This is a genomic window from Spirosoma arcticum (genome assembly GCF_054779955.1).
In genome coordinates this window covers 625,999-649,205 of record NZ_BAAGXG010000002.1, presented here as the reverse complement: position 1 = coordinate 649,205, position 23,207 = coordinate 625,999, and the positions used below count along the sequence as shown (strand labels likewise).

At 51.5% G+C, this 23,207-nt stretch carries 20 protein-coding genes and 1 tRNA gene; 7 read left to right on the top strand and 14 right to left on the bottom strand.

Annotated elements, in window-relative coordinates; genetic code table 11:
- Positions 1-40 precede the first annotated feature (40 nt).
- The gene (locus ACYVHB_RS07215; RefSeq protein WP_461050984.1) at positions 41-1,111 is read right to left on the bottom strand and encodes a Wzz/FepE/Etk N-terminal domain-containing protein; all 1,071 of its coding nucleotides are present in this window, start codon (positions 1,109-1,111) and stop codon (positions 41-43) included.
- Between the two features lie 140 nt (positions 1,112-1,251).
- Complete coding sequence (gene tgt, locus ACYVHB_RS07210; protein ID WP_461050982.1) at positions 1,252-2,382, bottom strand: tRNA guanosine(34) transglycosylase Tgt; 1,131 nt, start codon at positions 2,380-2,382, stop codon at positions 1,252-1,254.
- Positions 2,383-2,586: 204 nt separating this feature from the next.
- On the opposite strand from tgt, the gene ACYVHB_RS07205 reads away from it, so the two are divergent.
- The 4 genes from ACYVHB_RS07205 (at position 2,587) to ACYVHB_RS07190 (ending at position 5,102) form a co-directional block, all read left to right on the top strand.
- Positions 2,587-3,753 (top strand): glycosyltransferase, encoded by a 1,167-nt coding sequence (locus ACYVHB_RS07205; protein ID WP_461050980.1) that lies wholly within the window; start codon positions 2,587-2,589, stop codon positions 3,751-3,753.
- A gap of 83 nt (positions 3,754-3,836) precedes the next feature.
- On the top strand, positions 3,837-4,460 hold the full coding sequence (gene rsmG, locus ACYVHB_RS07200) for a 16S rRNA (guanine(527)-N(7))-methyltransferase RsmG (RefSeq protein WP_461050978.1): 624 nt from the start codon (positions 3,837-3,839) through the stop codon (positions 4,458-4,460).
- A gap of 94 nt (positions 4,461-4,554) precedes the next feature.
- Positions 4,555-4,860 carry a hypothetical protein gene (locus ACYVHB_RS07195; RefSeq protein WP_461050976.1) on the top strand — a complete coding sequence of 102 codons (306 nt, stop codon included), beginning with the start codon at positions 4,555-4,557 and terminating at the stop codon, positions 4,858-4,860.
- 168 nt (positions 4,861-5,028) lie between these two features.
- A tRNA-Asn gene (locus tag ACYVHB_RS07190) sits at positions 5,029-5,102 on the top strand.
- Positions 5,103-5,831: 729 nt separating this feature from the next.
- On the opposite strand, the gene ACYVHB_RS07185 is transcribed toward ACYVHB_RS07190, so the two are convergent.
- The 3 genes from ACYVHB_RS07185 to ACYVHB_RS07175 form a co-directional block, all read right to left on the bottom strand.
- On the bottom strand, positions 5,832-6,335 hold the full coding sequence (locus tag ACYVHB_RS07185; RefSeq protein WP_461050974.1) for a helix-hairpin-helix domain-containing protein: 504 nt from the start codon (positions 6,333-6,335) through the stop codon (positions 5,832-5,834).
- Complete coding sequence (locus tag ACYVHB_RS07180) at positions 6,325-6,705, bottom strand: VOC family protein (protein ID WP_461050972.1); 381 nt, start codon at positions 6,703-6,705, stop codon at positions 6,325-6,327. The genes ACYVHB_RS07185 and ACYVHB_RS07180 overlap by 11 nt, the downstream gene beginning before the upstream one ends.
- A 342-nt stretch (positions 6,706-7,047) precedes the next feature.
- Positions 7,048-7,566, bottom strand: coding sequence for a DinB family protein (locus ACYVHB_RS07175; RefSeq protein WP_461050960.1), 519 nt, complete (start codon positions 7,564-7,566; stop codon positions 7,048-7,050).
- A gap of 776 nt (positions 7,567-8,342) precedes the next feature.
- On the opposite strand from ACYVHB_RS07175, the gene ACYVHB_RS07170 reads away from it, so the two are divergent.
- A complete protein-coding gene (locus ACYVHB_RS07170) occupies positions 8,343-10,763 on the top strand; it encodes a TonB-dependent receptor domain-containing protein (RefSeq protein WP_461050970.1) in 2,421 nt (806 codons plus the stop codon).
- A gap of 153 nt (positions 10,764-10,916) precedes the next feature.
- On the opposite strand, the gene ACYVHB_RS07165 is transcribed toward ACYVHB_RS07170, so the two are convergent.
- The 8 genes from ACYVHB_RS07165 to ACYVHB_RS07130 all read right to left on the bottom strand — a co-directional run bounded on the left by ACYVHB_RS07165 (position 10,917) and on the right by ACYVHB_RS07130 (position 17,624).
- A complete protein-coding gene (locus ACYVHB_RS07165; RefSeq protein WP_461050968.1) occupies positions 10,917-11,654 on the bottom strand; it encodes an SDR family oxidoreductase in 738 nt (245 codons plus the stop codon).
- 75 nt (positions 11,655-11,729) lie between these two features.
- Positions 11,730-12,149 (bottom strand): luciferase domain-containing protein, encoded by a 420-nt coding sequence (locus tag ACYVHB_RS07160; protein ID WP_461050966.1) that lies wholly within the window; start codon positions 12,147-12,149, stop codon positions 11,730-11,732.
- 17 nt (positions 12,150-12,166) lie between these two features.
- Positions 12,167-13,075, bottom strand: coding sequence for a helix-turn-helix domain-containing protein (locus ACYVHB_RS07155; protein WP_461050964.1), 909 nt, complete (start codon positions 13,073-13,075; stop codon positions 12,167-12,169).
- Positions 13,076-13,091: 16 nt separating this feature from the next.
- Positions 13,092-13,985 carry an NAD(P)H-binding protein gene (locus ACYVHB_RS07150; protein WP_461050962.1) on the bottom strand — a complete coding sequence of 298 codons (894 nt, stop codon included), beginning with the start codon at positions 13,983-13,985 and terminating at the stop codon, positions 13,092-13,094.
- A gap of 298 nt (positions 13,986-14,283) precedes the next feature.
- Complete coding sequence (locus ACYVHB_RS07145) at positions 14,284-14,802, bottom strand: DinB family protein (RefSeq protein WP_461050960.1); 519 nt, start codon at positions 14,800-14,802, stop codon at positions 14,284-14,286.
- Positions 14,803-15,122: 320 nt separating this feature from the next.
- Positions 15,123-16,088, bottom strand: coding sequence for a dienelactone hydrolase family protein (locus ACYVHB_RS07140; RefSeq protein WP_461050958.1), 966 nt, complete (start codon positions 16,086-16,088; stop codon positions 15,123-15,125).
- Between the two features lie 507 nt (positions 16,089-16,595).
- A complete protein-coding gene (locus ACYVHB_RS07135; protein ID WP_461050956.1) occupies positions 16,596-17,063 on the bottom strand; it encodes an RES family NAD+ phosphorylase in 468 nt (155 codons plus the stop codon).
- A 6-nt stretch (positions 17,064-17,069) separates the two neighbouring features.
- Complete coding sequence (locus ACYVHB_RS07130; RefSeq protein ID WP_461050953.1) at positions 17,070-17,624, bottom strand: antitoxin Xre-like helix-turn-helix domain-containing protein; 555 nt, start codon at positions 17,622-17,624, stop codon at positions 17,070-17,072.
- Between the two features lie 1,002 nt (positions 17,625-18,626).
- Between ACYVHB_RS07130 and ACYVHB_RS07125 the strand changes: the two genes are divergently transcribed.
- Positions 18,627-21,710 (top strand): DEAD/DEAH box helicase, encoded by a 3,084-nt coding sequence (locus tag ACYVHB_RS07125; RefSeq protein WP_461050951.1) that lies wholly within the window; start codon positions 18,627-18,629, stop codon positions 21,708-21,710.
- A gap of 213 nt (positions 21,711-21,923) precedes the next feature.
- Here ACYVHB_RS07125 and ACYVHB_RS07120 read toward each other — a convergent pair whose 3' ends face one another.
- Positions 21,924-22,436: a phosphoribosyltransferase family protein gene (locus ACYVHB_RS07120; RefSeq protein ID WP_461050949.1), complete on the bottom strand. Its 513-nt coding sequence runs from the start codon at positions 22,434-22,436 to the stop codon at positions 21,924-21,926.
- Between the two features lie 149 nt (positions 22,437-22,585).
- On the opposite strand from ACYVHB_RS07120, the gene ACYVHB_RS07115 reads away from it, so the two are divergent.
- The gene (locus tag ACYVHB_RS07115) at positions 22,586-23,170 is read left to right on the top strand and encodes a YcxB family protein (protein WP_461050947.1); all 585 of its coding nucleotides are present in this window, start codon (positions 22,586-22,588) and stop codon (positions 23,168-23,170) included.
- Positions 23,171-23,207 lie beyond the last annotated feature (37 nt).

Here is a 23,207-nt window from a genome sequence, read left to right as displayed (position 1 = left end):
CGTGAGCTAACAACCGGCGGCTTTATATCAGCCCACGGGTTTAGCCGTGGGAATCCTGAATTATCGCCCGCATCCGACCAACAACGTCGTTCACCTGTGCCATCAGGTAAACAACACCGGTTACCAGCCCAGCCAGCATAAAAAGCAATACCATGATTGTGCGTTTCGGCGAGACGCGTTTGAGCGGCACCTGCGCCGGTTCGAGCACTTTGAATACGGGCGTCCGCTCCTGCACTCTGAGTTTGGCCTGCTCAAACTGCCGCGACAATTCCGTGTACCCCGTCTGGGCAATGCTCAGTTCAGCGTCCATCCGCTGTTTTTCCATCGTGGCCGCCTGCATGACAACGACGGCGTATTTGTGCTGATCGTTATACCGAAAAACCGTCAACTGTGCCTTTTGATAGCGCAAACGGGCTTCGTTCAACCGTAATTCGTAAAAACGTAGATCCAGCCGGGCCTTCTCGGTGCGGTAGTTCGTTACGTACTCCGTAAGGTAGTCCATTGCCAGTTGAGCCGCTCCAGCGGCTGCGGTAGCGTCTGGCATTTTAGCCGAAATACTAATTATACCCGACCGGGTATCTAACCGGGCACTAACCCGCCGACCAACCTCCTCAACTAATTCCTGCTGTCGCTTTGAGCGTTTTATCAGCTTGTCACCAATCCGATTCGCAGTTCGTCTGGTGGTTAGTTCATCGGTCTCAATCAACGCTCGCAACCACGAGCCAAGCCCTCCGTCCGGCATCAGCACCGCGCTAACCGTCGATTGCTGACCGCTGGTGACTGTCACAGACTGGTCGATAAGATACAGAATGAAGGGTGTACTTTGGAGTACATTAGGGTACAGATCAGGCCGGATAGCGTCTATCTCCTCATTATGGGCCATGTCAACTCCGCTGAATCCCGAAACCGACGCCAGCCGCCGGAGCATGTCGCCCGATCTCCCGCCCATTTCGGGCATGATCCGGGCCTCCGACACAAACTCGGGTTGCAGTAGCAGGGCCACCCCAACACCCAGCGCGGCAAATAAAGCAGTAATGCGCAGCAGCAACGAGCGTCCCCGCCACATCGTGCGGGCAAGTAACCCCGCCGAAAGGTCGAGTCGGGGAGACAAAGTGGAATTATTCAGCATCTGCTGGACAGCCACATTCTTAAAAGTCAAGTTACGGAAGTACCATTTATAACAAAATAGTTTACAAATATATTATTTCACCGATAATATACTATAGGTCAGGAGACAAAAATTGACCGAACTTACAGCCGTTGCATCAGACGAACGACCATTTCGTTCTTCCACGACACAAAATCACCGGCCGCGATATGTGCCCGCGCCTGTCGCACTAACCACAAATAAAACGTCAGATTTTGCAGGCTGGCAATCTGCCCGCTCAACAGTTCATCGGCTTTGAACAGGTGCCGCAGGTAAGCTTTAGAGTAAAACGTACTGGCGTAGCCTCCCAAGTCGGCGTCGATGGGGTTGAAATCACGGCTCCACTTTTCGTTCTTTATATTGATAGTACCCTGCGTCGTAAACAGCAGCCCATGCCGGGCGTTGCGCGTTGGCATCACGCAGTCGAACATATCGACGCCCCGCGCAATGGCTTCCAAAATGTTGGCCGGTGTACCAACGCCCATCAAATAGCGTGGTTTGTCGGCGGGCAGAATCTCGTTTACCAACTCGATCATGGCGTACATCTCCTCGGCTGGTTCGCCCACGGCTAAGCCCCCAATGGCGTTGCCGGGTCGCTCTTTGCCTGCAATCACCTCAGCCGACTGTCGGCGTAAATCGGGGTAAGTGCTGCCCTGCACGATAGGAAAAAGCGTTTGCTCATAGCCGTAATGACTCTCCGTACTATCAAATCGGTCGATGCATCGGTCGAGCCAGCGGTGGGTCATTTCCATTGAGGTGCGGGCGTAACCGTAGTCGCACGGGTAGGGCGTACACTCGTCGAAAGCCATGATGATATCGGCCCCAATGGTGCGCTGAATATCCATGACGCCTTCCGGCGAGAAGTAATGACCGGAGCCGTCGATGTGCGACTTAAAGGTGACGCCATCCTCTTTAATCTTGCGGGTGTTGGAAAGTGAGTAGACCTGATATCCGCCCGAATCGGTCAGGATGGGCCGTTTCCAGCCGTTGAAACCGTGCAGTCCTCCGGCCGCTTTCATCACGTCGAGACCCGGCCGCAGATAAAGGTGATAGGTATTACCCAGAATAATTTCGGCATTGATGTCGGTTTCGAGTTCGCGCTGGTGAACAGCCTTTACGGTTCCAGCCGTGCCGACGGGCATAAAAATAGGCGTTTGAATAGGGCCGTGATCGGTGGTCAGCGTACCCGTCCGGGCGTTGGACTGCGGATCGTGGGCAGCAATTGAAAATGTCATTGCACAAAGGTAAGGGGTTCGCGTTCCCAACTCTGAAGGGGTGGGCTAATACAAATTCAACCGAGCTACAACTTTGGAGCAGGACGTTTGGGCAGTTGTATCATCTCACCCCTTCAGGGTTGGGAACGCGAACGGATTAAATCTCTTTTCCTCCTTACCTTTGCGGCTGGAAACCATTCACCTAACGACACTGCCCATCTCTTCGTGATTACAGCACTGCTGATAACCTGGCTGCTCATGGTCAGTATTCAGCTTATTTACATTCTTTTTGTTTTCTCCCGAACGGCCCTCTTTCGGCAGTCCGGCCCATCCGCAACCGATTCTGCCCCACCTGTCACCATTGTCGTCTGCGCCCGCAACGAACGGATAAATCTGGTTGAATTGCTACCCCTGCTGAATGCCCAACAATATACGACCTTCGAGGTGTTAGTTATGGACGACCGTTCCATCGACGGCACCAGCGCGTATTTAGAAAACGACATCTCCGATCTGAGCCACGTCCGATTTATCCGAATCGACAAAGAGCACGAACACATTACGCCAAAAAAATATGCGCTGACCATCGCCCTTAAAAAAGCCGCTTACCCTACCATCTTGCTTACCGACGCCGACTGCCGTCCCGCGTCAGTTAACTGGCTGGCGGGCATGACGGCTGAGCTAACCACCGCTGGGAAAGACATCGTTCTGGGCTTTTCCCCGTATGAGTACCAGCCCGGCCTGCTAAACCTGCTGATCCGGTCCGAAACGCTCTTCACCGCCGTACAATACTTCTCGCTGGCGCTGTCGGGCTGGCCCTACATGGGCGTGGGCCGCAATCTGGCCTATCGCACCAGCACATTCTTTGCTAACAAAGGATTTTACACGCATAAGAACGTGTTGGGTGGCGACGATGACCTGTTCATGAACGAAGTGGCAACGGGCCGTAACACCACCATTTGCATAGACCCGGCTACGTTCACCTGGTCGAAGCCCAAAGAAACCTGGAATGATTGGCGCATTCAGAAACGGCGGCACCTGAACGTGGGTAAATACTACAAGACCGGCCATAAAATTCGGCTCGGTCTACTCACCGGCTCGCACGTGCTGACCTGGGCGCTGGCGGTACTGACTGGATTAACAGCTCTGGGAACGGCCCTATCTGACCGTCCATTTACTCAAACCGAATGGCTACTTTTGCTCACCGCAACTGGTGCTTTCGTGTTTCGGTTATTGGCCTTCTGGGGGATCATTGGTCGCATCAGCTACCGGCTGGCGCACACTGTTCATTGGGCAGCGGTGCCATTTATGGACGCCATGCTGACCTTGTATTATGGCGTGGCAGGCGTAAAAACGCTTATCACAAGTAAGAAAAAACGGTATTTCTGGCGGTAGATACTATTGTATCACTGGGCAATGCATACTGTACAATGCGGCCTTCTCCATTTTCATTGTGCATTGATCACTATAGATTGTTGATGAACCTCATTCTCAAATACTTCCCTAACCTAACCACAGAGCAGAAAGAACGATTTGCGGCTCTTGACGGGCTATACCGTGACTGGAACGCCAAGATCAACGTTATTTCGCGGCAGGACATCGACGCGCTTTACGAGAAACATGTCTTGCATTCACTAAGCATTGCCAAAATTGTGCAGTTTAAACCCGGCACCGAGATTCTGGACGTTGGCACGGGGGGGGGCTTTCCGGGGATTCCACTGGCCATTCTGTTCCCCATGGCGGACTTTCACTTAGTCGACAGTATTGGCAAGAAGATTAAGGTCGTGCAGGAAGTAGCCGATGCGCTGGGCCTGACCAACGTGAAAGCCGAACAGGTACGCGTGGAGCAGTTGAACACAACGTATGATTTTGTAGTGAGCCGGGCGGTCACGCGCCTGAAGCCGTTTCTGGGCTGGATGCGCTACAAGATTCACAAAAGCGGCAACAACGACCGGCCCAATGGCGTTTTGTACCTCAAAGGGGGCGACCTCGCCGAAGAACTGGCCGAAATCCAGGACCGTTACCGCATCTACGACCTTTCCGACTACTTCGAGGAGCCGTTTTTTGAAACGAAAAAAGTAATCTACATACCGAAAAAGTAGTTTGTCGTTCGTAGTTTGTGGTTGGCTGACGCGAGAGTAGCTTACGCGTCAGCCAACCACGAACGACAAACCACAAACTATAAACTTGTAACCCATGGCAAACGAACGTTTTTCTTCCAGCAGCTTTAAAGATCCAATCAAGCGTGATGAGATTGAGTTCAACGACAAAGGCGTAACCTTCCGCGAGAAAAGACTTATTGGCGGTACGGATAATTTTGTGTTCTACTCTGATATTTCGGGCGTTGAGATCGATAATGGCCTGTTCTTCGCCACGATACACGTTATTCCGCGTGCCCGTCCTGAGATCGTCCTCAACAACTTCACAAAGAGCGACGCCCGGCGCGTGAAGGAACTGATTCTGCAAAACGTACCTAACAATCGGCCCGACGCCTTCCGGTAATCGGATCTGGAGTCAACTTTGCCAAACGGGCCGCCCGAGCGGTTTGAAACCGGGCGGCGTAGCCTTTGACAAAGTTGACTCCAGTTTCCCGGACCCTATTTTTTTAGGGCTGATACTTGCGTGATACGGGTCTGCTCTGTATTTTTGCACCCACAATAACCGATACACTCCCGAATAGCTCAGTCGGTTAGAGCATCTGACTGTTAATCAGAGGGTCGCTGGTTCGAGCCCAGCTTCGGGAGCACTGAAAATCAAGTAGTTACGTTAATTCGTAGCTACTTTTTTTATGCCTTGTGCAGTGTAGTGTGCAATGTGTTTAGGGCAATTAGGGAGTAAAATAATGAAGAACAGAATACTTCTTAATGTTAGTTGTAAATCATTAGTGGTTGTTCGACAATGATCAACTTACTTGAAGGGTGGTACACACTCACCTTGTGGTTTAATAAAAGAAGCGTTTAGCTGGACGAATTTAAGACTATGTCTATTTGTACAATTAAGTGATTAAGGCACTATCATTGTTACATATATTTACCTGGTCGAAATTGTACATTTCAAGTAAGTCACTATCAAATAGTTTCTCGTTGGTGATGTTGTAGTGGCCAATAAATGAATAATCATCACTTTGTTTTAAAAACTCATCTATTACTCTCAAAGTGAGACCTTGATTCGCGAGATGGCAATTTAAGACAGCCGCAAGTTTCTGCAACTATTATTTTCAGCTTAAACAGGCCGTCTCCGAAAAACGGGCGTTTATAGAAACGCTTTTTCTCCCATCATACTTGCGCCCACAGGCTTTCTCCGGCCTGCTCGGCTGAGCGCCGACGGTGTTAAAACCCGTACTTGATCAGTTGCTGACCGTTCGCTTAATTAGTTCGGGCATGACTCGGCCACTCGACCCTGGTTTGCAATTTACTCGTCTATTTTTCCGAGTGAACCAACCTAAAATTCTTTATATGACCCTCAGGCGGAAACTAATCGGTAATTATCTCATCAGGGGTTCGTTCATACGCGGGAGTTTCGTGCCAGGCTAAGGTTGGCCTATCACTTAGATACCCATTGGCTGAACGATACGCCTTTCGTTCATGAGTGAAATCCCACCACGTCTTCGTAGCATCGCTCGTTTGGGCATAATAAACGGCTAATCGGAACTGATCTTCCACGCAGGGATCAATCCAATAGCCTTTTTTTTGTTCATACTGATCCGTCAAAGTAGCGCCGTTTTTGTCAACCAATTCAGCGAGTGAATAGTAGCCCATGAAGATCAGATCACTCGCAAACCTTGGCCCAACGGATGGAATAGTTTGAAATTGGGCTAAGGCGTACAGTTCCCGTGTCCGATCTGGTGTGGCCTTTAGGTAGATAGCTAATTCGTCGGGGGCGTGGAGGAGAAAGTCACTCATTTTTACCTTGTTCTTTCGCAAGTTGGTCCGTTCTCCTTCGGTAAGCGATAGGCGTAGGTTGTTTTTAGTGTTCATCTTCGGCAAAGGTTAACAGATACCCATTATTATCTTCGATTGAAAATTCAGTGGCTCCGTAGAAGGTCTTTTCTAACCCTTTGACAACGGTCACTTTATCCTTAATCTGGTTGAAATAGTCGCTTATTTGACTCGTCTGGATATAGAGCAGCAACGAACCACCCGGTTGTCGGGATACGGTCGGTAGCTCATCCCCTAGATTGGCAAAAGTCTGGAACATAAAGCTTACACTACCACAGTTCATCATGGCCCAAATCAACTCATCTCCCTGGGGAGGTACGGTCATAGTCAGGTTAAAGCCTAACTGTTGATAAAAGGCAATCGTCTGCTGGATGTCGGCAACAAAGATATTGGGGGCAATTGATTTCATCGAACTCTGTTTTATGTAGTGATTAGTGGTTTAAAGTAATAGGCTTACTAAGTAGATAAACGAATTTTCATACGTCTAGCCAATTATAACACCCAAGCACGAAAACGATACGGACAAATTGGTTCTTTGTAAGCCATTTATTTGGTTGGACGCGAATTTTCGACCGAGCTTCTGGAGTGGTCGTAATGGTTTATATACGATGTCTCAAAATGCTCTCCGCGTGAGAAGAATAGGTACCACGGAATGGATAGCCGCCAGCACGATACGTAAAAACCTTTGCCAATCTTTAGAGCGGCAAAGGCTTTTCTATAACGGCTTACCCCTTGGGGGCTCACCGGCGAACTATACCTGGGGGCGATCCCAAAAAGCAGGCGGTTCTACGCCCAGGCTGCGTAGGTAGACATAAGCTTGACCCCGGTGATGAATTTCATTGTCGATCAGGTAGAAAAGAAACCAGTAGATAGGGCCTTCATACAGACCAAAAGCCTTGTCGACTTCTTGAAAGCGAGCGGGTGGAATCTGCGGCCAATGGGCATTAATCATCTCGGTCACCCCATCCCACTGCGCCAGTAGCTGCTCCTTGGTCGTTGCTTTGGGGGCTGCCTCCGCCCCCGCGCCAAAGGAAGGCCACTCGCCCGAAATAACGCCCTGCATGCTCTGGTCAGCCATCTGCAACACTTCATCCATCAGCGCCGAGCAAGGTCGCATGCCGCCCAGGGTATACGAAAAGAAGTGCTCGTTGGGGTAGGCTTCGATCAACCGGCGGGTGAGTCCCCGGTGTCCCTGCCAATGGGCAAGCAGTTGCTGGGGTGAGAGGACGATCTGCTCCATCGTTTGGCTAAGCTGCGCTGTGTTTTCCATGAGTTACTATTGGTTAAAGTTGTCGATCGGTTGACAAGACAAAGAAAAGCCAGGGGAGTGACAGCGGTCTGTCAGTAGTGAACCCAGTCGACAGCAAAAAGCACAGGCCACCGAAAAGACGTTACAGACTTATTCGGGAGGTCATAATGAATTGTATTTTACCATTATAGTGACTTCAGATTTGTGATTATGTGCGGCTTCACTATTTTGTACTTTTCATAGTAAGCGTTCAGTAAAAGAAACCATTTCTTGGACGACATTGGTCGTTCCTGGCTATGTAAGTCTTTGCTGGCTATATGACCTACTCTGTAACAAAGCCACTACCAGTAGCGAGCACCTGCTCAAGCATACCGAACGAGTTACGGGCAGGTCCATGAGCGGCTCAACATCATCTTTGTCGATCCTCACTATATTAGTCTGCCTGTGCCTCTTGATCACAAGCTCATCGACCGCGAACTCGATACCTTTCCCATTTAGATCAGGCAGGGAATCACCACCTTATACTTGCCTAAAGCCTAATTAAAACCGGTTCGCAGCAGGGGTACAAATGGTTCCACATGATTACTTTTGTATACCTATCTGCATACCTATCCGATTTAATGAATCGCCGTTCGCCCCCTTAAATGCCTTTTTTAACCGGCTAATTCCGGCATTCAGTCTAATTTAATTTTTGGAATAACCAGGGGAACACAATTTTATATCAACGAACCGCAGCTGCGGACGGTCCTGCTTTGGATTGGTCAAATTAAGCCGCTCAATTTGAGCCTTCTATGCGTATGAAAAATTGGTTTACTTTCCTTCTTTTGATGGTTAATGTTAGCGGTTCCCTCGCCCAGACAACCTCTTTCTCTACGGCTTCGATACGGGGTAATCTGGTGGATGAGCAAAACGCCCCCGTGCCTTTTACCACGGTTACGCTGCATCGAAGCGCAGACTCATCCTTAGTGAGTGGAGCCACCGCCGACCAAGCCGGTACTTTCACCATTAAAACCCCAGCCGGCCTATATTATCTCAAAATCAGTTCAGTAGCCTATCTGAGCAAGCTAATTTCACCCGTACGCGTTGGCAGTAACGGCGTACAGATCGGAACAGTGGTACTCAAATCGTCGGCCCAACGGCTGGCCGAGGTGATGGTGCAGGCAGAAAAGAGTCAGATGGAACTGGCCCTGGATAAGAAGATTTTCAACGTTGGCAAGGACCTGGCCAACGCGGGTGGTACGGCTTCCGACATCTTGCGAAACATTCCCTCGGTGGGCGTGGACGTTGAAGGCAACGTCAGTTTGCGGGGTAGCCCCAGCGTTCGCATTCTAATCGACGGGAAGCCATCGGGACTGGTCAGTTTCAAAGGTGGTGCGGGTTTGCAGCAGTTGCAGGGAAGTATGATTGAACGAGTCGAAGTGATTACCAACCCATCGGCGCGCTATGAGGCTGAGGGCATGGGCGGAGTGATCAATATTATCTTAAAAAAAGAGCGGCAGGAAGGCTTTAACAGTTCCATCGATTTGATTACGGGTTATCCTGGCAATTTCGGCTTGGCGGCAAATTTGAACTATCGCCGAAAAAGTCTCAATTTCTTTATTAATTACACCATTGCTCACCGCACCCGGCCCGGTCGAAATTCGCTCTACCAGGAAGTTTATCGCAACGATACAACAATCATTAGCCGACAAAATGGTGATTTCAGGCAACGGGTTCTAAATAACAACATTCAGGCCGGTATCGACTATTTCTTCAATGAGCGTAACATCCTGACCGGAGCCTATACCTACCGGGGTAGCCTGAGCCGACGTTTAGCGGATATCTACTACCGTGACTACGTCCGGTTTACCGGTGGCAATGCGCTCGAAGTTCCAACGGCCATCACCTATCGCACCCAGGACGAAACCGAGACGGAACCCAATGCGGAGTACTCGCTTACCTACAAGCGTTCGTTTCTGCGCAAGGGGCATGAACTCAGTGCAGATTTCCGGTTTTTAGATAATTATGAAAGCTCCGATCAGCTGTTTACCCAACAGGTTTTCAAAACGGACGGCCGGACACCCGCTCTGCCCTTAAATCGACAACGCTCGCTCAACGACGAAGGCGAACGGCAGTTTCTGCTCCAAATCGATTACGTGCAGCCGTTTGCCAAACAAGGAAAATACGAGGCTGGATTGCGAAGCAGTAGCCGTTCCATGACGAACGACTACTCCGTAACCGAGCAGAATGCATCCGGCGTGTCCGTGCCACTCCCCGGACTGACGAATAACTTCGTATACGACGAGCGGATCCACGCGCTCTACAGCCTCGTCGGCAATAAGACTGGCAAAGTCTCCTACCAGGCAGGTCTGCGGGCCGAATGGACTGAGGTGAAAACAACGCTCAGGCAAACCAACCAGGTGAATCCGCGGTCATACGCCAATTTGTTTCCCAGCGTCCATGTGACCTACGATTTACGCCGACAAAACGCCTTACAGATAAGCTATAGCCGCCGGGTACGCCGTCCAACCTACAACGACTTGAGTCCGTTCATGACCTTCAGCGATGCGCGCAACTTTTTTAGCGGCAACCCCGATCTGAATCCCGAATTTACAGATGCTTACGAACTGGGCCACATCAAATACTTTGAGAAAGGTTCGATTAGTTCGTCGGTCTACTATCGCTACACGACGGGCAAAATTATTCGCATCCGACGCGTCGACGACGCAGGCTTCGCCACTACCCGCCCTGAAAACCTGGCCACAGAAAATTCCTACGGGCTGGAATTTGCCGGATCGTACGCCCTGGCTAAGTGGTGGAAACTCGATGGTAGTTTCAATTTTTTCCGGGCTACGACCGATGGCGCCAACCTGGATGCTTCATTCCAGAGCGATACGTATACTTGGTTCACCCGTCTGACCTCAAGGTTCTCCGTCCTGAAGGGCACCGACGTTCAACTTCGGGGTAATTACGACGCGCCCCAACAGCAACCACAGGGCCGCCAGCAGGCGATTGCCGCTTTAGACATTGCTATGAGCCGGGAAATTTTCAACAAAACCGGCACGCTGACTCTTAATGTCATCGACGTGTTTAATTCGCGCCGGTTCCGGTCCATCACGGAGGGCGCTAACTTTTACACGGCCACGAATGGGCAATTTCGGATTCGGCAAATCAATCTTACCGCCAGTTATCGCTTCCGACAAGCCAAGAAAAAGAAAGGGTTTGAGTTAGAGCAGTAAAATCGTTGGTTCCCCTTGACACTGACCCGTCCGGAAAAGGGTTGACAGTCTGAATGCCGCCAGACCAGTACAAAAAGCAGCCGACCGTACAGCTATCGGCTGTACGGTCGGCTACCTTGGTAGCCCCGAACCATTGGTTAAGTGTTGCTACGTTTACCAAGGGCTTATGCCCGTTTCCGGCACATTGTCATCGCTGAAAAATTGGCTTGTCGGGCCATCTGCCCCCAACGTAGCGGCTTTCACCAAGCGAGCCGCCGCATTAGCCACCGTACCGGGGCCGCTGTGATTGTTAAAATCAGTGGCGGTATAGCCGGGGTCAACTACGTTTACCTTAAATGGGGTATCACGCAGTTCATAGGCCAACCCAATGGTGTACATATTGAGGGCCGCTTTTGAGGTGTTGTACACGGTAGATGGAACATGATAATACTTCCACTCAGGATCGGTATGCAGGGTGAGCGAACCTAAGCCTGAGGTTACATTCACGATGCGGGGTTGGGGCGACTGGTGCAACAAATCTACAAACGCTTGGGTCACCAGCACCACACCAAATAAATTGGTGTCAAACAACTGCCTGAAAACGCTTACATCTGTCCCGGTTGCCGTTTGCGGCAGCTCACCGCTAATCCCGGCGTTGTTGATCAGCACGTCCAGCACGTCGGTTTTTTGGCCTATCTCAGCGCGGGCCGCTTTCACCGATGCCTCGTCGCTTACGTCGAGTTGTACGGCTTCCACCTCGGCTAACCCCTCGACTTTCAGGGTTTTGACGGCTTGTAGGCCGTTGGCTAACGTGCGGCTACCGAGATAAACGTAATAGCCCTGTTGCAGCAGTTGGCGGGCGGTCTCGAAGCCAATGCTTCTGTTGGCCCCGGTGATCAATGCTTTTTTCATGATTCGTGTATTGAGTGTGTTGTGATCTACTGTGCCGTTACGCTCAGTACTGGTTTACCTTGCCCCTAGCGGAGCCTACTGCTGATGGGCTGCTATGCGCTCGGTTAGCGCGGCTATCGACAACCCCCGGAGCCGGTCGTAATTGAGTTGGAACAGCCAGGTAGCCTGGTCGGCATCCGAATCGCTGCGGATCATAAACGAGACCCAATCGCCATACGCCTTCCCGTAGGGCAGCGGGCTGACCAGGCCCCGCTCCAACAGCGGTACGCCCAGTGCGTTTGTCGCGGCTAAATGCACCTCTCCATTCAGGTGAATATGACCCAGTTCGGACTCGTCCACGTAAAAATCGGCTCCGTCCACGCGAGACCGGTTAAACAAATCCCAGTGGGTAGCTGAGACAATGGCGGGCCACGACCCAATGGCTTCGGCGGTTTTCTGGCCCCAACCGGCCAGCACGGGCGCGGGTTTGAGGGGGCCTTTTTCTTCGAGTTTCATGCGCTGAGGGTTGTCAATCAATTAAACGAGCTTCGGAAGGCTACCGGCGAGAGGGCCGTTTTGGTTTTGAAGAGCTTGCTGAACGACTGCGGATGTTCGAAGCCTAATGCGTAAGCAATCTCGTTGACCGTTAGATTCGTCGTCGATAGTTGCTCTTTGGCCCGGTCGATAAGCCTACTATGAATATGTTGCTGGGTGCTCTGGCCGGTTAGGGTTTTGAGTAAGCCACTTAAGTAGTTGGGCGACACATGGAGCATGTCGGCTACATACTGCACGGTTGGCAGGCCGGTTTCAATTAATGACTCTGTCAGGAAATAGTCAGTCAAAAGCGTTTCAAGCCGTTCCAGTAGCTGGTGGTTGGTGAGGCTGCGGGTGATAAACTGCCGTTTGTAAAACCGCTCGGCGTACTTGAGCAACACTTCAAGCTGAGCCACAATAATGTCACGGCTCAGCGTGTCGATGCGGGTGTGGTACTCCTGCTGAATGTTCTCCAGAATGCCCACCATCGTCGTTTCTTCCTTATCAGACAAAAACAGAGCTTCATGCACCGAGTAATCGAAGTACTCGTACTGCCGGATGGTTTTGGCCAGCGACGTGTTCCACAAAAAATCGGGATGAACCAGTAGCATCCAGCCCGAATGCGATGGTGGCTCATCCACGGCGGTTTCGATGCTGTACACCTGCCCCGGCGCGATGAAGAACAACACGCCCTCATCGAAATCATACCCCTGCTGGCCGTACTTTATCTTGCTGTGGGGGTTTCGTTTGAGGGCAATTGAATAAAAGTCCAGTACCTGCGTGGTCGGTTCGGCTGCCGACAAGCGCATATCCTCAAATCGAACGACGCTCACCAGCGGATGTTCCGGCTTGGGTAGGTTACGAAACTGGTGAAATTCGCCGATAGTATGAATCCGTTGAGGTTGCATCGTGGTAAAGTTTGGCTTATGACCGGTTGTATGCTATGGCAAAATCGGTTGCAAAATCATTCAGTTTAACCCTACCCAACGCGGGTTTGTTGCGAATGTAATCTGCTTGTAAGCGGCCGCTGTGGATGGCTCCGTACAATTCGACCATACCCGTAGCCAGATGCAAGGGTATACCGGCGGCCGTCAGACCAGCCAGCGTTTCTTCATCGCTGATGAGCACCCATTGCAAGTCCGCCCGCCCGATGGCGGCTCCCAGACTGGCAGCCACCTCGTTACCCGTGGGTTCGTCGCTACTCACGTAACGCACCTTTCGGTGTTGAGCAGGCAAGGCGATCTCGTCGGCGATGGCACGGGCAATATCGCGGGGCGACACCATCGGGATAATGTCGTCGGCTCCGTAGTTGGCGGCTATCCGCCCCGTGTGTTTAATCTGACCGATAAAGCCAAACAAGTTGTAGTAGAACGAGGTCGGCCGTATGTGGGTGATAGCCACCTCGGACAGCTCATTTAGAATGGTTTCGGCGTTGTGCGAGCCCAGGATAAAGCCGGTGCCGAGGTCGAGGTCGGCCCCGAAACTGCTCAGGTGAATAGCCCGTTTCACCCCCGCCTGCCGGATTGCCTGCGCATAGGCCGATGCCGTGCTGCGGTAAAAGGCCATCGGCTCAATGGATAGGTTGGTATAGTAGGCGGGCGGAATCATACAGTATACGAGGTCGGCCCCGGCAAAGGCGTTTACCAAAAAATCCGCGTCGTCGACCGAACCGATTGCGGCTTTGGCGCCGAGGGCTTCGATGGCAACCTGCCGATCGGTGGTGCTACTGATAACGGTAAGAGAATGGCCCTTCTGGATGAGTTGTTCCGTTAGGGGCTGGCTGACGTGGCCCAGCGAACCAGTGATGACGATGTTCATGAGGTTGCTTATTTTGTTTCAACAAAGGTCCGCCATTCATGAGCAGTCGACGTAGCCGAATCTACGGTTGTTATAAGCAAATCACAGGTATGAATAAGTCAGAGATAGGTTAATCATCTATTGGCAACTTCAAGCAAGCTAAGCAACACATCAGATTCTCAGATAATGCTCTCCGCGTGAGAAGAATAGGTACCACGGAATGGATAGCCGCCAGCACGATACGTAAAAACCTTTGCCAATCTTTAGAGCGGCAAAGGCTTTTCTATAACGGCTTACCCCTTGGGGGCTCACTGGCGAACTATACCTGGGGGCGATCCCAAAAAGCAGGCGGTTCTACGCCCAGGCTGCGTAGGTAGACATAAGCTTGACCCCGGTGATGAATTTCATTGTCGATCAGGTAGAAAAGAAACCAGTAGATAGGGCCTTCATACAGACCAAAAGCCTTGTCGACTTCTTGAAAGCGAGCGGGTGGAATCTGCGGCCAATGGGCATTAATCATCTCGGTCACCCCATCCCACTGCGCCAGTAGCTGCTCCTTGGTCGTTGCTTTGGGGGCTGCCTCCGCCCCCGCGCCAAAGGAAGGCCACTCGCCCGAAATAACGCCCTGCATGCTCTGGTCAGCCATCTGCAACACTTCATCCATCAGCGCCGAGCAAGGTCGCATACCGCCCAGGGTATACGAAAAGAAGTGCTCGTTGGGGTAGGCTTCGATCAACCGGCGGGTGAGTCCCCGGTGTCCCTGCCAATGGGCAAGCAGTTGCTGGGGTGAGAGGACGATCTGCTCCATCGTTTGGCTAAGCTGCGCTGTGTTTTCCATGAGTTGCTATTGGTTAAAGTTGTCGATCGGTTGACAAGACAAAGAAAAGCCAGGGGAGTGACAGCGGTCTGTCAGTAGTGAACCCAGTCGACAGTAAAAAGCACAGGCCACCGAAAAGACGTTACAGACTTATTCAGGAGGTCATAATGAATTGTATTTTACCATTATAGTAACTTCTATTTTGTGTTTTTGTGCGGCTTCATTATTTTGTACTTTTCATAGTAAGCGTTCAGTAAAAGAAACCATTTCTTGGACGCTTTTAGGTTTGACCCATCCTGAAAAGTGTTGACCGGTCCCTTCTTTAACGAATCAATTGTCACTTATGGCCCTTGAAGATGCCGCAAAAAAACGACTTTGGTCTGCTGCCACATCGCTTCGGATAGCTCATGCCCTCTATGGGGTTCGATGAAGAAACTAAACTTATCGGATGCCCCTGCTAGCTGGTAAGCCTGAGCGATTCGCGCTAATCCCGCTCGTACCGAGTCAATAGGTGAGCCTGGGTCCTGCTCGCCAAAATTAAGGTGCAACACCCGGGGAGCGATCAAGGCGGCAATCTCAGGGGTATCGCCAAATTGAGCCCAGCCTGGCACAAAATTAGCCAAGCAATGCAGCAGGTGCCCCTGCTCAATGGCCTCATAGGTCGGCAGGCAGCAATTCCCTACAATGCAGGTCAAACGGGCATCCAGTGGTCCCGCTAACCAGGCTTGGGTGGAACCCATCGAATGGCCATAACAACCGATCCGGTGGGGTAGTACCTCGGGACGGCTCACTAAGTAATCCACCGCCCGACGCATGTCGAGGACGTTTTTCCAAGCCAGACTGCGACCTCGCACCACCTGGCGGAGAAACTCGAAGCGCTCATAGTCCCCTGCTTTTAGTGTTCCAGTCGGGTCCTGTCTCTCCTCGAAACCAAGCGTATCGGGACATAATACGACGTAGCCTTCGCGAACCAGGGCAACGGCCGTGTGGTGCATGGGGTCACCCAATAAGCCGACGGGTTCTGATTTGCCCCACTGATACTGCCCATTGTGTTGATGCCAGAGAGCAATGCCGGGAGCCGGTCGGTCGCCCGTCACCGAATTGGGCACCAGCAGGAAGGCCGGTACCCGTTCATTAGGCTCGACCTGATAGGTGACCCCTTCAATTCGATACCCCTCTTTCGATAGAATTTGCCCAATCTCGGGCAGCAAAGGGGCTGGTTGGGGAAAAGGCCCACCCAGACACCTCAGGTAGTGGGCGCGTAGGGCATCAGTTGAGGGCGCATCAGCCGGGGTGGACTTTCTCACCGAATCATCGTTTGCTGGTGTCATACTTGGGATCGTGCTTGCCTATATGGCCACTGACAAGGTTTGCAAGGTATTGAACCAAGGGCGTCAATGATAGGTAAAGGGAAGAAAAAAGGCCATTCCTACCTAAGCCCTTTTTCCGAAACTATAGTTGCCGGTATGGGGTCAGCAATGGAACAGCTATCGACACCCATCTTCATCAGCGATTTATTATCATTCTTGTCACCTCTCATAGAAGGACGTTTGTGAGTTGTGACAAGAATGACATACTAATCATTTATATGTATGCCTTTACTGAGTCGTCGTTCAGGAGTTGTGACCCGAACACGACCGACGGCCAGTCTAGATCAGTTCGATTGTTGGTTTGTTCCTCGGCAAACGGGCCAGTCTTTCGCCTGAAAAGTCATGAGTTCGTAGGAGTAGCACCAGAGCGCTCCTACTCTTGGATACGCTCCTCTATAAGTCAGCCTTACCCCTCGCGATTTGTGGGAGGGTTTGGTAGCGGGCTTAGTTTCTCAACCGACCGTCGAGCGGTAGAAGCGTCTGGCCAACGATTTCAATTTGTTCATAGGCCGGGTGCTGGGGGTGCAACAGCACATTATACGCTATCTCTATGATGACCGACGGCACGGCGATGGCTAATGAAAAGGGTTCGTTCAACCAGTCCGATAGAATGGTCTGCGTTTCGGCCAACGTTCCCGAGTTCCAGTAAGCAGGTAAGCGGGCGGGATCGATCCAGAAAACAAGATCAACCCCGGTAGGCAGCCGCAGGGTGGTCAGCCAAAGCGGAGGCAGTTCAGACAGGGTAAGCGGGGGCAGGTGAACCAACGTTTCGAGCAGGGCCAATTCGGGAGTGCGGCTGGTATAAAGAACACCGAGGCCTTTTGGATTCCAGCGCCCACCATGTCGTTGACTGCCGATTACCGACAAGGGTTCAGTCTGATACGGCTCTTTACTGATGCGGTAAACGTCCATTCGAGTCTATCCGGTGATACCCCATTCAATCCGTCCCAACACATCTTCGGCCAAAGAGAACCCCGACACCGTATCCAGCACAGCCAAAGGGGATTGCGGGACTAAGGAAGGTGCAAGGGGAGCCGGTGTCTTAACCGGTTGAACCGGCTTAGGTGCCGGTTCGGTGAAGTCGCCAAACTGGCCCAGGTCGCGTACCGATAGAGGTTGCGCTACCGGGTTGGCTCCCTCGCGATAGGCCAGTTCAGTCAGGGGGGTACGCAGCCAACGGCCCAGCAGATCGGACCGTCCGTCGAAGACTGAGAGGCCATGCTGGATGAGTCGTTCAAGCAGTAAAAGTCGCTCGCCGGCCGCCAGCGTAAGCGGCTCGGTGGCTGATTTGCCGTGTAAGCCGCGCACTGACATATTCAGTATACGAGCCATTTCCTTGTCGGTCAGGTCAACCAACTGGGCCACTTCGTCGGCCCGGCGACGCAACACCCCCTGTCGGGCCTGGCGGATGAGATCGGTAACCGGACGAGATGCCTCCAGGCGCGTGGGCTGTGTTGGTAAGGCAGATTGCATAGATAGGGAGATAGCTACTACAGTGCAAATATACAAACTTGCAATGGCAAATTTTCCATCTACCTAATGATTCGTTGCACACAGATCATGAATGACTCGAATTTCGCTCCCGGTTAATGAAGACAGAGTGCAGAAAGATGCCTTCAATGTGTTAGGGCTACGAATGATAGCACCACGCTGAAGCCTTGCTTATGAATTAAACTCAAGTCAGCATTTTCATGGCTGAATTAACGGAAAAGCATTTTTGCACTTTTTACAGATAACGGAAATACACTTTAGGTTATCTAGGATGATGCATAATTCTCACAAGCCTGGTTACGAACTCTTACTAGTGGTATGTAACCTTAGTTGACATACTTATCTTAGCGGAATAATACTATATCTTATTTTCTATCATGGCTCGTCCCACTCGTTCGTTTTCGCTGCCCGCTGAACAAATTCAGCAACTCTGGTTGTTTAACACATCGCAAGCTCGCACAAAGCTCAAACGGCATTACGTCAAGATCAACTCAGAGAATAGTACAATTAACGATTCTACTGATTAAGGTTACAGACCACTATCTTGTTCGAGTTTTCAACTGTTAGGGGAGCAGAAAAACCCCAAAACATCGCGTTTTGGGGTTTTTTACTATTACAAGACTACGTTTTGCCGTAAATTTTATCTCAGTATTCAGATTAAGATACAGTCATCTCGTGTTCGTAGGATGCTTACAGCCAAACGACCGGAACTGCTCAGTTAGCCCCGATTTATTAAAGAAATTACCACTACCTCGACTTTTCTCAAACTTAACCGTCCTGCGTTTGCGCGTTTGGGGATGATTCGTATATTTGGCACCGTTGGATAGTCGGTTTTGGTGATAAATCGTTCGTAATGAGCGTCTTTTAATCACTTTCTGACTACCCCGCAAGGCCCGCGTCAGTGGGCTGTCCTCACACGAAACGTTCACCTTGCTGGTTGGTACTGTTGGCCCCGCGTCGACTGGCTGGCCCCTGTGCAGTCCTATGAAAGTCGCGCCTACGCAGCCGTTCCAGATCGTTTATTCGTTGCTCAATCACGAATTTCTGGGTTACCTCATTGAGGCTTTCGTGGTGCAACGCAACGGCCGGGGTGAACTCACGCTGCTCAACCAGACGCTCTCGACTCAGAATGTGAATGAGTTCGCGGAGGAATTGGACGAGCGAGATTTTGAACTGGTCCGGCTCATCGACAGCATTCAGCAGGACACCATCGTTAAGAAGTTCAACACCCGCAAATTACCCGCCGTCGACTTCTTCCTGAAAATTTACGACCCCCATAAAGGCGACAAGTTGGTGCAGGAAGCCATCTGCGGCTACTTAGATACCATGAAAGCGCAGATAATGGCACTGCTGCCCAGCAAGCCGTTCTACGTCATGGGCAACGATGGTAATCCGGCCTGGCTGCGCATTCAGTGGATGCCCGAACCAGCACGGGTGCATTTTCACTTCGTCCGCAACACCGACGCTACCCATTACTTTCCCATCATCCGGTATCCGGTCGGCCGGGAAATAGTCGCTCAAGATCTCGTCAGGTCCGATTCAGGCAAGAGCGATCCAGTCAGACCCGAATCGCCGGGCGGAGCGACCGAAACGGTACGTGTCGATTTTCAGTTTAAGGACGCGCTGATGATCTGCGACGAACCCGCCTGGATGATGGTCGACAACCGGCTCTACCATTTTAGCAAGAATGTGGACGGAAAGAAGCTACGGCCGTTTTTCACTAAAAACCACATTGTCATTCCTCGCAATATTGAGCAGCAGTACTATGAGCGGTTTGTGACGCAGCTCATTGCAGCCTACGACGTGTATGCCAAAGGGTTTGAGATCAGGGCCGAGTCGATTGAGCCGGTGCCGGTGCTGACCGTGTCGGAACTGGTACTGTCGGGGCGGGCGGTTCCGGCGTCTATGTTTGCTGCCGAGCCGGAGGTGGTCGATACCGACGATGAGGCAGGGCAGCGGATTGCCTTCGACCTGTCGTTTCGATACGGTGATTTTACCTTCCGCTTCGACAACTTTGGGCCATCGGCCAATGTCAGCTTAGAAAAAAAAGGCGACGAGTACGTTTTCCACAAAATTCGCCGGGATCAGCGGCTGGAGCGGCATAAACTCGCTTTTCTGCGTGAAGCGGGACTGGACCTGCGTCATGGACGGTTAGCCATCCCGAAAGCGGAAGCGTTTAACTGGCTTGCCGACCACAGCGCTGCCATTCAGAACGCGGGTTTCCTGCTTCAACAACACGCTCAGGATGCCAAACGCTATTTTCTGGGCTATTCGACCATCGACGTTTCCATTCAGGAGAGTCGCGACTGGTTCGATATTTATGCCAACGTCCGCTTTGGCGAGTTTGAGATACCGTTTCTGAAGCTCAGAACGTTGATTCTTGCTAAAAAGCGCGAGTTCACGCTGCCCAACGGCGAGGTAGCCGTGATCCCCGAAGCGTGGTTCACCAAGTACTCCGAACTGTTTGGTTTTCTGGAATTAGCGGAAGGAATTGATCGGCTGGTGCTTCATAAACACCATCTGGCGCTGGTGCAGGAACTGGAACGCGACGGTCTGGCAGCTACGATCATGAGCCGCAAACTCGAACGGCTGCGCGACTTTGCCGAAATCGAATCGTTTCCTCTGCCAACCAACTTCAACGGCACGTTGCGTCCCTACCAGCGGGCGGGCTACGACTGGATGAACTTCCTGCGGCAGTACCGGTTTGGCGGCTGTCTCGCCGACGATATGGGCTTGGGCAAAACGGTAATGACGCTGGCCATGCTGCAGGGTCGCAAGGAAGCGGTGCAGTCGGAAAGCCGAACGACCGCACAGACCAACGAGACTGGCGAACGCCGTTCCAGTCTGCTGGTGATGCCCACCTCGCTACTCTACAATTGGGAACTCGAAGCCCGCCGGTTTACACCCGACTTGCGGGTTATGATCTACACCGGCACCTATCGCGACAAAAACACGGCTCAGTTCGACAACTACGATTTAATCCTGACCTCGTACGGCATCGTCCGAATTGACATCGACCTGTTGAGCGACTACCGGTTCGACTACGTGATTTTAGACGAGTCGCAGGCCATCAAAAATCCATCGTCGCACATCACGAAAGCCGTTATGCAGCTCAATACCGCCAACCGACTTATTCTGACGGGTACTCCGTTGGAGAACAGCACGCTGGACCTCTGGACGCAGATGTCGTTCATCAATCCAGGGCTGCTGGGCAGTCAGTCGTTTTTCCGGAATGAGTTTCAGGTGCCCATCGAGAAGCGCCACGATGAGGGAAAAACCGGGCGGCTCTACGGGCTGATCAAGCCGTTTATGCTCCGGCGCAACAAGTCGCAGGTGGCAACGGATTTACCCGAAAAAGTGGAAAGTGTGCTGTACTGTGATATGTCGTCCGATCAGGAAAAACAGTACGAGGAAGCTAAATCGTATTACCGCAACCTGATTCTTGAACGGATTGAGGAAGAAGGCATGGCCAGATCGCAGATGGTGGTACTCCAGGGCCTGACGAAGCTCCGGCAGATTGCGAATCATCCACGATTAGTCGATGCTGATTACGAAGGTGATTCGGGTAAGTTAAGTGACGTGCTGATGCGGCTCGAAACGGCTATGACAGAGCACCACAAAGTGCTGGTGTTTAGTCAGTTTATCAAGCATCTGAACGTAGTAAGGCAGTATCTGAAGGAGAAAGCCATTAAGTATGCGTACTTAGACGGGTCGACCATAGACCGTCAGAGTCAGGTTGAGCTGTTCCAGACCGACGATTCAGTAAAGCTGTTCTTGATCTCACTGAAAGCGGGGGGCTTAGGCCACAACCTCACGGCCGCCGACTACGTGTTTATTCTGGACCCTTGGTGGAATCCCGCCATTGAGGCCCAGGCCGTTGACCGGGCGCACCGCATTGGTCAGCAGAAAACGGTGTTCACGTACAAGTTTATCGCCAAAAACACCGTCGAGGAGAAAATTCTGTCGCTGCAACGGGCCAAGCAGCAGCTCGCCGGCAGCCTGATCACGACCGAAGAAACGTTTATGAAGTCGCTTACTAAAGAGGACATTATGGTGCTGTTGGAGTAACAGTCCCGTAGGGACACAACAGCGCAGCGTCGGTAGAAGAAAATCTTGAATAGGTAAATTATTGTGCCGTAGGTACAAGACCGCACCGGTTGATAATACATACGATGTACCTAACGGCACATTGGTAGAATCGCAGGCAACGTCTTTTTCTACCGACGCTGCGCTGTTGTATCCCTACGGGACCACCTGCTAATACCAAATCCATTCGCAACCTCACCGCAGATACACGCCTACCCGGCTTTCGTCGCTGAGCACCACGTCGACGTGTTCGGTTAGGGTCGTGCTAAGTTCGTAGCCTTTATAATCGGCCGCTACAGGATAGCGGGGATAATTTCGGTCGACCAATACGGCTACCTGCAACCTCCGGACCGGCACACTCAAAAACGGTTGTAGACTGAACGCCAGCGTCCGGCCGGTGTAGAGTACGTCATCGACTACAATAACGACTTTATCGGTAAAATCGGCATCAGGGCGACCAGTCCGAACGGGCGGCTGAGCCACCTGCGTCTTGTCTAATTCGAGCTGGATCAACTCAACGTCAAACGGAGCAATCTGCCGCAATTCCTGAGCCAGTGCCTGCGCCAGTATGTAGCCCTCGCCCGCAATGCCAGCCAGCAGCAGCGATGACTCCTCAAAATTGGTCTCGTACATCTGAAACGCAATTCGCCGGATCTTCTGGCGAACCTGCTCAGCATTCAGGATAAGTGTGGGTGGAGCGGTGCTCATGCGGCAGGAGAACAAATTGATTTTGTAAAGATGGGAAAAGTCAGTTAGCCAACGAAACGCGCCGGCCATTAACCCGTATTCATTATCCCGCTTCGGCAGACCGATTGTGCATTGGGTGCCTTATCTTTGCACTTTCTCCTAAAAGTGCTATGATCGTTAAGACTAAAAAATACGCGTTAGACCAAAAAACGTACATTAACATTGCCCTGCGGCAGTGGTTGAAAGACAATTGGAAGTGGGCTTTTGTGCCATTGGGGCTAATTATCCTGAATGCAATTCTGAACGTAACGGGGCTTTATCCCAACATCTGGATTTACATCGTCATCGTGTTGCTGACTATTCTGTACGTTCTCTTTTGGGCGGTGCAGATTACGGGTATTGCCCAGATGGAGCAAAGCAAAGCCTTATTTCAGAAGTACGTGTACGAAATTGACAGCCGCCAGATTTTAATGCGCATCAACGTAAAAGAAGGGGGTTTGCTGAAGTGGGAACAGATTAGCAGCGTGGTGAAAGACAAGGATGCGTACATTCTGTTTCTAAACAATGCCGAAGCGCTCAAAAACACGAAAGCCAACTGGATTGCCCGAATTGTTACAAAAGGACTGGCTAAAGCGCAGTTTCTTTACCTGCCCTACAGCATCTTCACCAGCGATCACGATCTTAAATTTACCGATACCATTCTCCGGCGCAAAGGACTCCTGCCCGACACCGCCGTGGCCCAACCGGTGAAATAAGCTACCAGAACACACGCGGCATGCATGATCGGTGGCG

Bases quoted from the DNA above. Each gene is read 5' to 3' on its own strand.
- ACYVHB_RS07120 (WP_461050949.1), bottom strand. From the start codon at position 22,436: ATGAGCACCGCTCCACCCACACTTATCCTGAATGCTGAGCAGGTTCGC.
- ACYVHB_RS07150 (WP_461050962.1), bottom strand. From the start codon at position 13,985: ATGAACATCGTCATCACTGGTTCGCTGGGCCACGTCAGCCAGCCCCTA.
- ACYVHB_RS07130 (WP_461050953.1), bottom strand. From the start codon at position 17,624: ATGCAATCTGCCTTACCAACACAGCCCACGCGCCTGGAGGCATCTCGT.
- ACYVHB_RS07135 (WP_461050956.1), bottom strand. From the start codon at position 17,063: ATGGACGTTTACCGCATCAGTAAAGAGCCGTATCAGACTGAACCCTTG.
- ACYVHB_RS07170 (WP_461050970.1), top strand. From the start codon at position 8,343: ATGAAAAATTGGTTTACTTTCCTTCTTTTGATGGTTAATGTTAGCGGT.
- ACYVHB_RS07115 (WP_461050947.1), top strand. From the start codon at position 22,586: ATGATCGTTAAGACTAAAAAATACGCGTTAGACCAAAAAACGTACATT.
- tgt (WP_461050982.1), bottom strand. From the start codon at position 2,382: ATGACATTTTCAATTGCTGCCCACGATCCGCAGTCCAACGCCCGGACG.
- ACYVHB_RS07175 (WP_461050960.1), bottom strand. From the start codon at position 7,566: ATGGAAAACACAGCGCAGCTTAGCCAAACGATGGAGCAGATCGTCCTC.
- ACYVHB_RS07145 (WP_461050960.1), bottom strand. From the start codon at position 14,802: ATGGAAAACACAGCGCAGCTTAGCCAAACGATGGAGCAGATCGTCCTC.
- ACYVHB_RS07185 (WP_461050974.1), bottom strand. From the start codon at position 6,335: ATGAACACTAAAAACAACCTACGCCTATCGCTTACCGAAGGAGAACGG.
- rsmG (WP_461050978.1), top strand. From the start codon at position 3,837: ATGAACCTCATTCTCAAATACTTCCCTAACCTAACCACAGAGCAGAAA.
- ACYVHB_RS07195 (WP_461050976.1), top strand. From the start codon at position 4,555: ATGGCAAACGAACGTTTTTCTTCCAGCAGCTTTAAAGATCCAATCAAG.
- ACYVHB_RS07155 (WP_461050964.1), bottom strand. From the start codon at position 13,075: ATGCAACCTCAACGGATTCATACTATCGGCGAATTTCACCAGTTTCGT.
- ACYVHB_RS07165 (WP_461050968.1), bottom strand. From the start codon at position 11,654: ATGAAAAAAGCATTGATCACCGGGGCCAACAGAAGCATTGGCTTCGAG.
- ACYVHB_RS07180 (WP_461050972.1), bottom strand. From the start codon at position 6,705: ATGAAATCAATTGCCCCCAATATCTTTGTTGCCGACATCCAGCAGACG.
- ACYVHB_RS07125 (WP_461050951.1), top strand. From the start codon at position 18,627: ATGAAAGTCGCGCCTACGCAGCCGTTCCAGATCGTTTATTCGTTGCTC.
- ACYVHB_RS07160 (WP_461050966.1), bottom strand. From the start codon at position 12,149: ATGAAACTCGAAGAAAAAGGCCCCCTCAAACCCGCGCCCGTGCTGGCC.